At 62.3% G+C, this 12,959-nt stretch carries 13 protein-coding genes; 10 read left to right on the top strand and 3 right to left on the bottom strand.

The features are described 5' to 3' along the window. Positions 1–14: 14 nt before the first annotated feature. Positions 15–614 carry a recombination mediator RecR gene (gene recR, locus LRQ04_RS09345; protein ID WP_144661436.1) on the top strand — a complete coding sequence of 200 codons (600 nt, stop codon included), beginning with the start codon at positions 15–17 and terminating at the stop codon, positions 612–614. Between the two features lie 130 nt (positions 615–744). Here the strand turns inward: recR and LRQ04_RS09340 are convergent, their stop codons facing one another. Next, positions 745–1,818: a hypothetical protein gene (locus LRQ04_RS09340; RefSeq protein ID WP_235519766.1), complete on the bottom strand. Its 1,074-nt coding sequence runs from the start codon at positions 1,816–1,818 to the stop codon at positions 745–747. 86 nt (positions 1,819–1,904) lie between these two features. On the opposite strand from LRQ04_RS09340, the gene LRQ04_RS09335 reads away from it, so the two are divergent. The 6 genes from LRQ04_RS09335 to LRQ04_RS09310 all read left to right on the top strand — a co-directional run bounded on the left by LRQ04_RS09335 (position 1,905) and on the right by LRQ04_RS09310 (position 7,694). Further along, on the top strand, positions 1,905–2,423 hold the full coding sequence (locus LRQ04_RS09335) for a DUF427 domain-containing protein (RefSeq protein WP_235519764.1): 519 nt from the start codon (positions 1,905–1,907) through the stop codon (positions 2,421–2,423). A gap of 95 nt (positions 2,424–2,518) precedes the next feature. Then, positions 2,519–4,519 carry an alpha/beta hydrolase gene (locus LRQ04_RS09330; protein ID WP_235519763.1) on the top strand — a complete coding sequence of 667 codons (2,001 nt, stop codon included), beginning with the start codon at positions 2,519–2,521 and terminating at the stop codon, positions 4,517–4,519. Positions 4,520–4,542: 23 nt separating this feature from the next. Then, positions 4,543–5,148: a hypothetical protein gene (locus LRQ04_RS09325; protein ID WP_235519762.1), complete on the top strand. Its 606-nt coding sequence runs from the start codon at positions 4,543–4,545 to the stop codon at positions 5,146–5,148. Positions 5,149–5,259: 111 nt separating this feature from the next. Beyond that, positions 5,260–5,559, top strand: a complete 300-nt coding sequence (locus LRQ04_RS09320) for a hypothetical protein (RefSeq protein WP_235519761.1) — start codon at positions 5,260–5,262, stop codon at positions 5,557–5,559. A gap of 39 nt (positions 5,560–5,598) precedes the next feature. Next, a complete protein-coding gene (locus LRQ04_RS09315; protein ID WP_235519760.1) occupies positions 5,599–6,168 on the top strand; it encodes a hypothetical protein in 570 nt (189 codons plus the stop codon). A 179-nt stretch (positions 6,169–6,347) separates the two neighbouring features. After that, positions 6,348–7,694: an aspartate kinase gene (locus tag LRQ04_RS09310; protein ID WP_235519758.1), complete on the top strand. Its 1,347-nt coding sequence runs from the start codon at positions 6,348–6,350 to the stop codon at positions 7,692–7,694. 71 nt (positions 7,695–7,765) lie between these two features. On the opposite strand, the gene LRQ04_RS09305 is transcribed toward LRQ04_RS09310, so the two are convergent. Beyond that, complete coding sequence (locus tag LRQ04_RS09305) at positions 7,766–8,362, bottom strand: TetR/AcrR family transcriptional regulator (protein WP_235519757.1); 597 nt, start codon at positions 8,360–8,362, stop codon at positions 7,766–7,768. Between the two features lie 111 nt (positions 8,363–8,473). Here LRQ04_RS09305 and LRQ04_RS09300 point away from each other — a divergent pair, with 111 nt between their 5' ends. The 3 genes from LRQ04_RS09300 to LRQ04_RS09290 all read left to right on the top strand — a co-directional run bounded on the left by LRQ04_RS09300 (position 8,474) and on the right by LRQ04_RS09290 (position 12,712). Continuing rightward, on the top strand, positions 8,474–9,763 hold the full coding sequence (locus tag LRQ04_RS09300) for an MFS transporter (protein WP_235519756.1): 1,290 nt from the start codon (positions 8,474–8,476) through the stop codon (positions 9,761–9,763). Continuing rightward, positions 9,764–12,259 carry a glycoside hydrolase family 3 protein gene (locus tag LRQ04_RS09295; RefSeq protein ID WP_235519755.1) on the top strand — a complete coding sequence of 832 codons (2,496 nt, stop codon included), beginning with the start codon at positions 9,764–9,766 and terminating at the stop codon, positions 12,257–12,259. A gap of 153 nt (positions 12,260–12,412) precedes the next feature. Further along, a complete protein-coding gene (locus tag LRQ04_RS09290) occupies positions 12,413–12,712 on the top strand; it encodes a DUF4193 domain-containing protein (RefSeq protein ID WP_211713967.1) in 300 nt (99 codons plus the stop codon). A 119-nt stretch (positions 12,713–12,831) separates the two neighbouring features. Here the strand turns inward: LRQ04_RS09290 and LRQ04_RS09285 are convergent. Beyond that, the coding region (locus LRQ04_RS09285; protein WP_235520104.1) for an IS3 family transposase at positions 12,832–12,959 on the bottom strand (128 nt) is incomplete at its 5' end.

Raw genomic sequence — 12,959 nt, 5'->3', positions numbered from 1 at the left:
CAAATGAGGACATTGTGTACGAAGGTGCAGTTCAGGAGCTGATTGACGAGCTCGGCCGGCTTCCCGGTGTGGGCCCCAAATCAGCGCAGCGCCTGGCGTTCCACATCCTGGAGGCTGATCCAGAGGACATGAAGCGTCTGGTGACGGCCATCACCACGGTTAAGGAACGGGTGAAGTTCTGCTCGGTCTGCTTCAACGTGACCGAGCAGGAGACCTGCAACATTTGCCGGGATCCGCGCAGGGACCCGTCGGTCATCTGCGTGGTTGAGGAGTCCAAGGACGTCCTGGCCGTTGAGCGGACCCGGTCCTTCCGTGGCCGGTACCACGTGCTGGGTGGCGCCATCAATCCGATCGCTGGCATCGGTCCGGAGCAGTTGCGGATCCGCGAGCTCCTGACCCGATTGAATGATGGCGCCATCCAGGAGATCATTATCGCCACCGACCCCAACCTCGAGGGTGAGGCCACAGCTACCTACCTGGCGCGTATGTTGAAGTCCATTGGGGTCGCTGTGACGCGGCTGGCTTCCGGGCTTCCCGTGGGTGGCGACCTCGAGTACGCCGACGAAGTCACGCTGGGCCGGGCATTCGAAGGAAGGCGCAACGCGCTGTTGTAGCTTCGGTTCCGGGACCACCACCACGTAGGTGGCATCTGCGGCGGTGACTACTTGTCCGGCTGCGCTCCTCGCCATGTTGAAGTAGTCAACGATCTTTCCGGATACAGAATTCAAGGGGAGCCTTGGGCAGTCAGGAAATGCCCGCCCTCCGCGCCTTCAACCAACGCCCTGAAATGGTGAGCAGCGCAGCAAATGCTGCCTGTACTGCAAAGCCGGCGAAAGCCACGGGCACCGGCGGCGCGAGCCCGGCACTCGATTCTCCGTCCAGGCAAGGGACTTCGCGGGATGGGCCGTCGGCGGCGTACTGGAGCCCGGCCAACATCCATCCGACGACATGGTCAGGGTGCACAAACTGGGCTCCAATACTCCCCAGGAGCAGCGCAGGATTCGATGCCGCAAGCCATGCCACGCGTTCCGTATGCACCACCTCCACCTCGTGCAGGCTGCCAACACACTCGTATGCAGTGATCCTCCCCGCGTCGTCCCTCTCCACGTTCACGGGCACTGAGGCGCCGCCCATCTCACTGGTTCCGGCAAGCAGCAACAGAGTGAGCGCGCCATTCCCGAGGCAAAGGAACATCGTCACCACCCCAGCCAGGACGCCCGCCGGAACGGTAGAGGCAAAGCAAGCCCGCGCACCTCCGCCCATGAGGCCGAACAGTCCCACCTCCAGGACAATCACGACGGCGGCCGCCCCAGCCAGCGCTGGCGGCCCACCCGTGTTGAAACCCACGATCAGCAGGACCACACATGACAGCGCAGCGAAAACGACTCCACGGATGGTCGCTGCGAGGAAGCGGACCAGAATGCTCGACCAGGCATGCCGGAAGCCACAGATGACACCCAGTATCGCGGCGGCCAAGGCCAGGAATCCAGCCATAAAGACGTAGGTGGCACCCAAGACGTCCGAGTCGAACCCTTCGAGCGATTGCACCCAGGCAACCATTGCAGCGGCAACGCCACCTGCAAAGGCGATGGCGCAACAGCAGCCCAGCCAAAACCACCAGGAGGACAACGAATTCCGGGCATCCCGCCAAGCCAGTTTCAGGGCAGTTTTGACGACGGCCGCAGGCGGTGGTTCCGAACCACCGCTGGATGAAGTCACCCGCGGCTGATCGTCAACCAATCCACCGCCGATGACCTCGTACTCCGGCTCGTTTGCACCGGCACCCCGCTTGCCCGAACGGTCAGGAACGCCGGCCAAGGCACCACGCAATCCTCATGACGTGGATGGTACGCCTGGGCGTCACGCATCAACAGAGATGCCGGAAGAAGGTGGGACCATAGTTCATGGCCCAACTCCCCCGTTTCCCCAAGCGTCCGCAGCCCGTCACCCCGCTGAGCTGGCAGGAGTCGGTATGGGACTATCCAAGGCCTCCGGTGGTGCAGCACCGCTCGGAAAGGATTGTGGTCCGGCTCGGCGGCCGGATCATTGCGGACACCGTGGATTCGGTCAGGGTCCTCGAAACCAGCCACCCTCCCGTCTACTACCTGCCCTTCGAGGCGTTCCCTGCCGGAGTATTGATCCCGGTGGAAGGCGGAACTTTCTGCGAATTCAAGGGGATGGCGGCTTACTTCGACGTCGTGGCAAACAGTGTGGTCGCATCCCGCGGCGGGTGGACCTACCCGGAACCCACGCAGGGTTTCGAGGCTCTCAGAACACGGGTTGCCCTGTACCCGGGCCGTATGGAGTCATGCGAAATTGACGGCGAACCAGTAACGGCGCAATCTGGCGGTTTCTACGGGGGTTGGATCACTCGGCGCATTGTGGGGCCTTTCAAGGGTGAACCCGGCTCCGCAGGCTGGTGAGATCCCGAACACTGCCCCCCACGAACGCGTCAATGGAGGCCACTCGAGCTGTTATGCTATTCGATGGATAAACCATTCGTTCGGGGGATTCGGTTATGGGGATTGCTTTCGATGACGGCGCGGCCGATGCTCTAATCAGTGCTGCCGATTCCGCGGATGAGGCTCTACGCTCCGAGGGCGCGTTCCTGTCGGGAGCCATTGATCGTGTCATGGAGGATTTCAAAGGGGGCTACGCCCGCTTGTTCCTCCAGGCCTGTGCCGTCAGGGCTGATGACCGTGTCCGCCTTGCCAGTGTTCTCGCCGCGTTGGTGGAGGATGTCCAGGAAGCAAAGCTGCGGGCCGCGCGGGAGAAGTCGCGGCTGAAGAACCTCGCCGACTGGCAGCAACGCGCCGACATCCGTGAACAACAATTTCAGTCTTTCCTGAGTCCGTTGAGTGACCCCATGCCCGCGGAATGGCCGTTGCCCACACCGACGGTTTCAGCAGAATTCTCCCCAAGGGAGCGGGCAAGGTTCGCCGGTGGATCAGAAGCCGGGACAAGCGCGGCGGACCCGGGAAAGCTGCGCGACTTCGCGTCCCAATCCCGAACTTCCACAAACATCCTCAATAGTGAACTCGGACGTGTGCGGAACGCCTGGGGTAGTTTCACCGCTGCTTGTTCCTGGGTGAACAGCGGCAGCGTCACCTTCGTGCCCGGTTTCGAGCAGCTGCTCAGTGAGAACACTGCTGATGCTGGGTGGGTCGAACGCATCGCCGCAGCATTTGAAGCAGCTGGCAGCGGCTCCATGGCTGACACCATCCTCAACAGCGTTCTCATTCAGTACGCTCCCCCACGGCAAGTGAGTTTGACCGACATCGGGGCCCTTAACGCCGCACAACTAAAGGCGTGGCTGGCCACCCCAGCCAACAAGGAACGGCTTCAGGGGCTGCTCGAGCAACCAGGGCTGGACCCTGTGATGATCGCCAAGTGGTGGGCCGGACTCGGCCAGACGGTCGCCACCGGGACAATCGAACCCGGCGAGGCCCAGCTTTTTCTGATCCAGACCCTTCCCGGAGTCATCGGGAACCTGAACGGTGTCACCGCCACTGCCCGGGACAAGGCCAATCGCATACGCCTCGCCACCGAGGACGAGCGCATCAAAGACGAACTCACCAAAACGCCTCAATTCCTGCCCGCAAGCCAAGGCCTGTCCGTGACCAACCCTGCTTGGACACGGCTGCAAACGCAGCAAAAGGCCCTCAATGGCATCGGTGAGGCCCTGACGAACGCCGGGGCCGCGGATGTTGCTGTTTTGCTCGGATTCGATCTTACCCACGGCTCCCCCAAGGCACAGGTCTCTGCTGGCAACCCGGACACGGCTGACAACGTCACCTACGCCGTCTCCGGTATGAACATCACCCCGCAGAGCGGTTTTAACGACTGGGCGTTCAACGCCGCGAACCTTCAGGCGCAACAAAAGTTGCTCTCTAGGGATAAGTCTTTCGCTGTGGTGGCATGGATCAACTACGAACCGCCCACGGTTCCGAGCGTGAACAGTGGCGATGCCGCCCGCGCCGGCGCCGACCGCTTCGTCACAGACCTTCAGGGCTTCAACGCCGTCAGAGAAAGCTTGGGCAACAGGACCCCGGAGACTCTGAACGTGCTGGCTCATTCCTACGGCACCACGGTGACCTCAGACGCCCTTGCCGCCGCGGAATTGAACGTCGCTTCCTTCACGATGCTCGGCTCCGCCGGCATCGAAAAGGAGATCCGAAACGCCGGTGAACTCCACGTGCGTCCCGGGCAGGTCTATGCCAGCCACGCCAGTGGCGATGGGCTGGCCCAAATGGGCCGCTTCCTGCGCCAGGATCCGCGCCTGGAATCCTTCGATGCGAAAGTGTTCTCCTCGGAATCAGCCACGATTGACGGGACCCGCTACCACGGCACCACCGAACACAACACCCTGGTACACAGAAAAGACGGCGACGGATACGGCTACCTGGACAAAGGAACCACCGCCCTGTACGAAGCTGCCCTCACAACGACCGGCCACGGAGACCGTACCCTTCCAGGCGCGCGGCCTGTCTCGCCGCCGGCCGGATTTGCTGGCCGATGAACAAGTCCGAAAGAGTGAACCTCATGTCCTATGAACCCAAGGCCCGTCTCAGGACCCGCTATGTCCTTACCGGCTTGCTAAGCATGCTCTTGGCGCTGAGCGCCTGCACCCCCACCACCACGGAGAAACCGATGACCGGCCCAAACGACCCCAGCGACCCTGCTACCGTCAAAGCCCAGGTCGAAGAACTCAAACAAGCCCTCGCGGATCTCCACGCCTTCAAAACCGAAACCCAACAAGTCATTGGGACCCAAAAATGGGTCGACGAGGGCCTCCGAAATGGCCCCTGCAGCACGTCCGGCGGGGAAGACGGCGTGAACTACATCGTCCTGAGCCAAACCCCCGACCCAGTCGACCTTGAAGCCTCAGTCAGCGCCGTCAAAACGTTCTGGGAATCCAAAGGCTTCACCACCCGCACTGAAACCAACCCCAAAGACCCAGGCCTCATCCGCCTCTACGCCGATCAGAACGGCGGACAACTCATGTCCTACTACGCAAACATCAAAGGCTCCGGCCTGGAAATGGACAGCGCCTGCATCGCAGGAGACCAAACCGCGATCTACAAAGAGCTCTATCCCGAAAACTTCGGCCTCCCGTCCAATCCCAGCCCCTCCGATACTGGCAAATAGACCTCCCAGGTAGAAGACGTTGCGGAAAGGTGAAGCTCATGCCCTTTGAAGGGCACTCGAAACATGCACTGCACCACACCAGACGGGCAAGAAGGCGTGAATTACAGCATCATGAGCCAAACAATGGAAACCCTCGACTTGGAAGCCTCGGTCAACGTCGTCAAGACATTTTGGGAATCCCAGGGCTTCACCACCCGCGTCGAATCCAACCCACGGGACCCAGGAGTCATCCGCCTCTACGCCGACGAGAACGGCGGACACCTCATATCCTTCACCGCCAACATCAAAGGCTCCGGCCTGGAAATGGACAGCTCCTGCATCGCAGGAGACCAAACCGCGATCTACAAAGAGCTCTATCCCGAAAACTTCGGTCTCCCTTCCCATCCCAGCCCCTCAACTACCGGCAAATAGAACCCCGAGGTAGAAGTCGTTACGGAAAAGCTGAAGCTCATGCCCTTTGAACCCGAGGCCCCGGTAAGGGCAAGCAGCATACTCGCCGGACTGTTCTGCGCGGCCATTGCGCTGAGCGGCTGCACGCCCACCACCAGGGATTACCCCAGTGACCCTGCAACCGTCAAAGCCCAGGTCCAAGAACTCAAACAAGCCCTCGCAGACCTCAACGCTTTCAAAACCGAAACCCAGAAAGTTATCGGGCCTCAAAAATGGGCCGACACGGACAAACCTGCCAACAGTTCCTGCAGCACACCCGACGGGCAAGACGGAGTGAATTACAGCATCCTGACCCAAACCCCCGACCCCGTCGACCTTGAAGCTTCCGTCAACGCCGTCAAAAAGTTCTGGGAATCCAAAGGCTTCACCACCCGCACCGAAACCAACCCCAAAGACCCGGGACTCATCCGCCTCTACGCCAATCAGAACGGCGGACACCTCATCTCCTACTACGCAAACATCAAAGGCTCCGGCCTGGAAATGGACAGCGCCTGCATCGCCGGAGACCAAACTGCGATCTACAAAGAGCTCTATCCCGAAAACTTCGGGGCCTCTCCCACCGCCAAGTAGAACCGCAACCCGACGCCCACCGGATGCTGCTGGTCCAACAAGCCCTGGCCGCCATGTGGTCACAATTCCTGCCAGCACTGCCCGCGGCGATAAACTGGGGAAATAAGCTACGCAGGCGTGTTCCAATGCCACATTGGCAGGCCGCGTTCGAACCCTATTGATGCAGTGAGGGTGCGCGCATGACTATGCCCACTACCGAAGTGAAGATCGACGAGCTCTCCAACGAGGCTGCCATTACCAAGCAGCTGATCGTGCAGAAGTTCGGCGGCTCCTCGGTTGCCGATGCCGATGGCATCAAGCGGGTCGCACAGCGCGTCGTGGATGCGCAGAAGGCCGGCAACGAGGTTGTGGTTGTTGTCTCCGCGATGGGCGACACCACCGATGAACTCCTGGACCTCGCGAGCCAGGTCACGGACTCCGCTCCGGCCCGTGAGATGGACATGCTCCTGTCCGCCGGCGAACGTATTTCCATGGCCCTGCTTGCCATGGCCATCAACAAGTTCGGTGCTTCGGCACAGTCCTTCACAGGCTCTCAGGCCGGCATGATTACGGACGGCATCCACGGCAAGGCGCGGATTATCGACGTCGACCCCCACCGCATTCGCACTGCGCTGGACAAGGGCCACATCGCCATCGTCGCTGGTTTCCAGGGCATGAGCCGCGCTACCCATGAGATCACCACGTTGGGCCGGGGCGGCTCGGACACCACTGCCGTTGCCCTGGCGGCGGCCCTCGAAGCCGATGTTTGCGAAATCTACACGGATGTGGACGGCATCTACACTGCCGATCCCCGCGTAGTGACCAGCGCCCAGAAGATCGACCGTATTTCCAGTGAAGAAATGCTGGAGTTGGCTGCTTCCGGCGCCAAGATCCTGCACCTCCGTTGCGTGGAGTATGCACGTCGTTTCGGTGTGCCGCTGCACGTCCGTTCGTCATTCAGCCAGAACGAAGGCACGTGGGTCATCCCGGGCGCCGAAGAAAAGTTCACGATTCAAGAGGGAGTTGCCTTGGAGCAGCCAATCATCTCCGGCGTTGCGCACGACCGGTCCGAAGCCAAGGTCACCGTTGTGGGCGTTCCGGACATCCCCGGCAAGGCTGCTGCGATCTTCCAGGTGATCGCCGATGCGCACTCGAACATCGACATGATCGTCCAGAACGTCTCGACGCACGGCACAGGCCGTACGGACATCTCGTTCACGCTCCCCATAGTCGAAGGTGCGGACGCCTTGGCCGCCCTGCGTGCCGCCGAGGGCCAGATCGGCTTCGAAAGCATCGAATACAACGAGCACGTCGGCAAGCTTTCGCTGATTGGCGCGGGCATGCGTTCGCACCCCGGCGTGTCGGCCACGTTCTTCAAGGCCCTTTCCGACGCCGGCATCAACATCGATATGATTTCCACCTCGGAGATCCGCATCTCTGTCGTGACCAGCGCTGATGCGCTGGATGACGCCGTCCGCGCCATCCACAACGCTTTCGAGCTCGACGGCGACGCCGAGGCTACCGTTTACGGCGGCACCGGCCGCTAGCATCGCCACGGGCAACGCCCCAAGTAAGTAACAGATAAGGCCGTTCTGAGCTCTCAGAACGGCCTTATCTGTTACTCAGTTCGGTGAGCCGGCGCCAGGAGAACGTCAATGAGCTGCCGGAGTCCGTCAGCCATGTCGACATCCTTGTCGTAGAGCCACTGGAGCTGCAGGCCGTCAAAGGCGGCAACTGTCAGCCTGGCCAACATCACCGAGTCAACGTCGGTACGGACGTCCCCCGAATCCTGGCGCCGCTCAATGTCAGCTGCGATATCCCGCACTACCGCCTCATAGCGCTCCTTGAAGTAGGCATGGGAATCGTGCCCGGGATCATTGGCCGTGGCTGAGGCAACTGCGTAGAGCGTCGTCAGGCCCGGCTCCCGCCGGTTGCGCTCTGCAATGGTGGCCATGAGGCCCAAACCAACGTCTTCCTGTCCGCTGCCGGCCAGGGACCGGCGGTCTCGTTCGGCCAGGACGGCCGTGAGGAGCTCCTGCTTCCCCTTGAAGTAGTGGAACAGGGTGGCTTCCTTCACTCCCACCAGCTCCGCCACGCGCTTGAGGGCCGTACCTTCAAAGCCTTCCGTGGCGAAGACGTCTGTTGCTGTCTGGATGATCTGTTCGCGGCGTTCCGCTCCCTTGGCGTACTGGCCGCGGGCCCTCGAATTAGGCATTGCGTCAGTCTATTTCACCGTCATTTCCATGAAAACCTAGTCACACTAGATTTTTATCGCTACAGTCTTTGCAGAGACCCAACGGTGGGTCGCACATTCACAGGAGGCAATGTGGCCCTCGATATCACCCAGCAGGCTCCGGCCGCCAGCACCAACCCTGCCCCGGAAGCGCCCCGGGCAAACGAAGCGCCCCGAGCAGCTTCGCGCGCCTACGTCATCGGCATGCCGATTGCGAGCGCCGGCCTCTGGATGGCTGTTCTCGCCCCCGCCCTGGTGGTCCTCGCCATCAAGGTTTCAGAAATCACCACGCCGGACACCAGGGCCGGCGCCCTCAGCCTGGTGGCAGGAGTCGGAGCGGCAGTCGCCCTCCTGGCGAACCCGTTCTTCGGGCGCCTCAGCGATCGGACAACTTCCCGCTTCGGCATGCGAAAGCCCTGGATCGTCGGCGGTTCCCTTGTTGGCCTGGCAGCACTGTTCCTGCTGGGTTCGGCCGCAGAAGTCGGCACCGTCCTGGCTGCCTGGGTTGTAGCACAGCTGGGCTTTAACGCCGCGCTGGCAGCCCTTGTAGCCACACTTCCCGACCAGGCCGGCCCCGCCGAGCGCGGGCGCCTCTCCGGGCTCATCGGCATGACACTTCCCATCGGCCTCGTGGCCGCAGCCTTCTTTGCCCAGATGTTCGACAACGCCCTGCAGATGGCCGTCGTCCCGGGAATCGTGGGCACGGCCGTGGCAATAGCTTTCGCTTTCACGTTCAAGGACCGGGTCCTCACTGAGAAGCCGGCTCCGTTGAACTTCAAGGAGATCCTCGGCTCCTTCTACTTCAACCCCAAAACGTCCCCCGGACTGGGCTGGGCCTGGCTGACCAAGTTCATGGTCTACGTCGGTTACTGCGCGGGACTGTTGTATCTGCCGTACTTCTTCACGGACCACCTGCACATCGCGGAAAGCCAAGTCACCAGCCTGGTGTTCCAAGCAACGCTGGTGAGCTCAGCAGGCACAGTCATCACCAGCCTCGCCGGCGGCTGGATCAGCGACCGCATCGGCAAGCGGAAGGCCATGGTGATCATGTCCGCGCTGATCATGATGGGTGGCCTCATTGTTATCGCCACCAGCACCGGAGCCGGCCAGGTATTGGTTGGGCAGGGCATTCTCGGCCTGGGTCTGGGCGTCTTCAGCGCCGTTGACGTAGCCCTCATCACGGACCTCCTGCCCAAAAACCAATCCGAGAACGCCAAGACCTTCGGTGTCTTCAACATCGCCCAAGCCCTCCCACAGTCCCTGGTCCCCGCCGTCGCATTTCCTGTCATTGCGCTGGGTGGCTATCCCGCCCTGTTCCTGGGTGGTGCCGTGGTTGGCATCATCGGAGCACTTCTCGTCACCCGCATCAAAGGAGTCAAGTAAATGAACCCCATCCTGTCGGCAGCCGTCACCGCCCCCGCAGCCGGAAGCCCGGACGCGGAAGCCAAGATCCGGGAAATCGCCCGGAGCCTGTCCCTGGAGCAGCAGGTACAACTGCTCACAGGCGCGGATGTGTGGTCCACACACAACATCCCGGAGATCGGCCTGTCACGGGTCGTGATGTCCGACGGCCCTGCAGGCGTCCGCGGCGAGGACTTCGATGAGCGCCACGACTCCGTCTCCCTCCCGTCGTCGTCCGCTTTGTCCGCCACCTGGAGCGTCGAAACTGCCCGCCGCTACGGGCAGGTCCTGGGCCAGGAGGCCCGACGCAAGGGTGTGCACGCCGTACTGGGCCCCACCATCAACCTGCACCGCTCCCCCCTGGGCGGCCGCCACTTCGAGTGCATGAGCGAGGACCCCCGGCTCACCGCCACCATGGCCGCAGGATACGTGACCGGCGTGCAGTCCATGGGTGTTGGTGCGACGCCCAAGCACTACCTGGCCAACGAGGCCGAAACCGACCGCTTCACTGCGGACTCCGTGGTGGACGAACGCCCGCTCCGCGAGCTCTACCTGGCAGCCTTCGAGGACGCCATCACCGAGGCCCGCGCCTGGCTGGTCATGAGCTCCTACAACTCCATCAACGGAACCACGGCCAGCGAAAACAAACTGCTGGAAACACCGCTGTCCACCGAGTGGGGCTTCGACGGCGTCGTGGTCTCCGACTGGACGGGCGTGCGCTCCGTGGACGCCGCCAACGCCCACCAGGACCTGGAAATGCCGGGGCCGGTAGGCCACTGGGGACCCAAGCTTCTGGCTGCCGTCAATGACGGACACGTTAGCCGGGACGCCATTGTGGAGAAGGTCACCCGCATCCTTCGCCTGGCGGCGCGCGTTGGCTCACTGGAAGGGTTCGCGCCCGCAGTCACCGACCTGCCCGCGCAACTTGACGGTGCCGCCGTCGCCCGTGAAGTCGCTGTCCGCGGCGCGGTACTGGTCCGCAACAAGGGCCTGCTGCCCCTGGACGCCGCATCGCTCAGCAGCGTGGCCGTGATCGGCCACAACGCCGATGAAGCCCGCACCCAAGGCGGCGGCAGCGCCACCGTCATGCCCAAGTACACCGTTTCGCCGCTGGAGGGGCTCCGCAGGGCACTGCCCGACGGCGTGAAGGTCACCTACGCGCGCGGCGCCAAGGTAGCCGAGGGCATCCAGGCATTCCCCCGCACGTCCCTGCACAACCCCGTGTCCGATGTGCCCGGCATCCGGGTGAGTTTCCTCGCGGCGGACGGCACGGAAATTTCCGGGGAAGACCGCCTTGCCTCGCACCTGATCTGGTTCGGCATCGGAATTCCCGACGGCGCGGCCTCCATTCGCATGGAAGCTGACTGGACGGCCGAAACAGCGGGCATCCACCACTTGGGCGTCGGGACTGTGGGCCGGATCCGCTTTGTCCTGGACGGAACGGAGGTCTTCAACGGTGAACTCGAGGACGAGACCGAGGTCCTTGGCGCGGCGCTGTTCGATCCCCCCAAAACCGTCCACGCCATCGAAACCACGCACGGCCAGAGGGTGCGGATTGAGGCCGAATACCAGTTGCCCGAGGAACAGGTCATTCCGTTCACGGCAGTCCTGCTGGGTGAAGAAACCGTGGTCGCGGACCCCCAGGCCGAGATCGACGCGGCTGTGGCGGCTGCCCGGGCTTCCGACGTCGCCGTGGTTGTGGTGGGCACCAACGCGGCCATCGAATCGGAGGGCTTCGACCGGAAGGACCTTGACCTCCCCGGCTACCAGAACCAATTGGTTGAGGCTGTCGCGGCAGCCAATCCGCGGACGGTCGTGGTGGTGAATTCCGGCTCGCCGGTGCTGATGCCATGGCTCGACGCCGTGGACGCGGTCCTGCTGGGCTGGTTTGGCGGCCAGGAGTTCGGCAACGCCATCGCTGACATTCTCCTGGGCCTCGAAGAGCCGGGCGGACGCTTGCCCACCACGTGGCCGGCAGCACTGGAGGATGTCCCCGTGCTCAACACCACTCCCGTGGACGGCAAGGTTACCTACGCCGAAGGAATCCACATCGGTTACAGGGCGTGGTTGAAGCAGGAAGCAGAGGGCGGAGCGGCTCCTGCCCTGCCGTTCGGTTACGGTTTGGGCTACACCACCTTCGAGCTCGGCACCGCCCACGCCCCGCAGGTAGTACAGGCCGGGAACGACGTGGTGGTCCACGTGCCGGTCAAGAACACCGGTACCCGCACCGGGCGGGAAGTGGTGCAGGTTTACCTGGACCGCACCGAATCCGCCGTCGAACGTCCTGTCCGCTGGCTGGCCGGCTACGCCGGAACGCATCTCGCCACGAACGGAACCGACAGCGTGGAAATACGCATCCCCGCCCGGGCGTTTGCACATTACGACGGCGGGTGGCAGTTTGAGCGGGGCACGTTCCGCATCCTGGTTGGTCGCCACGCGTCGGACGATTTCCAGTCCATGGAGATCGAACTCCGGTAATGCGGCGCTGAAAACCACGTGGGTGACGGCTTTTTTGGCCGTCAACCACGTGGTTTTCGCCACAACCTGGAGAACTGGGGTATGGTATGGAATTTTCATGGCATGCTGTACGTTGCATACCCGGTAACCCCCTACACGAAGAGGCAATAAAAAGTGGCAGCCGATTACGACGAACTCCGTACCGATGTAAAAGAGAACCAGGAGCAGTCCCTCCAGGCTCTCCAGTCCGCCAGCGCTCCCACGGCCAAGAGTGTCGTGCTTGAACTGGACGAAACCGATGGCCTCGACGCCAACGGCCCCGGCGGCGAAATCGTCGCCGAAGAGCTGGTTATCCAGGTCATCCCGCAGGCTAGCGATGAGTTCACGTGTAACTCTTGTTTCCTGGTCCGCCACCGTTCGCAGATTGCCCGCGAAAAGGATGGCGTCGCCTACTGCACTGACTGCGAAGGCTAAGACGACCCACCACCCCGGCGGATTGAACGTCGTCAGGGAGTGCCGCCGTCGGGATTAAATTGCGGAAGGACCGGAGCAAATGTGAAGTGGTCCCCGAAAGTTGGACCGCTAAATAGATGCTAGGCCGCGAGGGTCTGAGCACGGTATTCCACCGGGCTCAGGCCCTTTAGCTTTGTTGAGATTCTTTTGGTGTTGTACCAGTGGATGTAGTCGTGGAGCGCTGTTTCCAAGGCCTCGGTGTTGAGGA

The sequence above is a fragment of the Paenarthrobacter sp. AR 02 genome (assembly GCF_021538675.1).
Lineage (GTDB): Bacteria > Actinomycetota > Actinomycetes > Actinomycetales > Micrococcaceae > Arthrobacter.
This window is presented reverse-complemented; position numbering and strand designations above follow the sequence as displayed.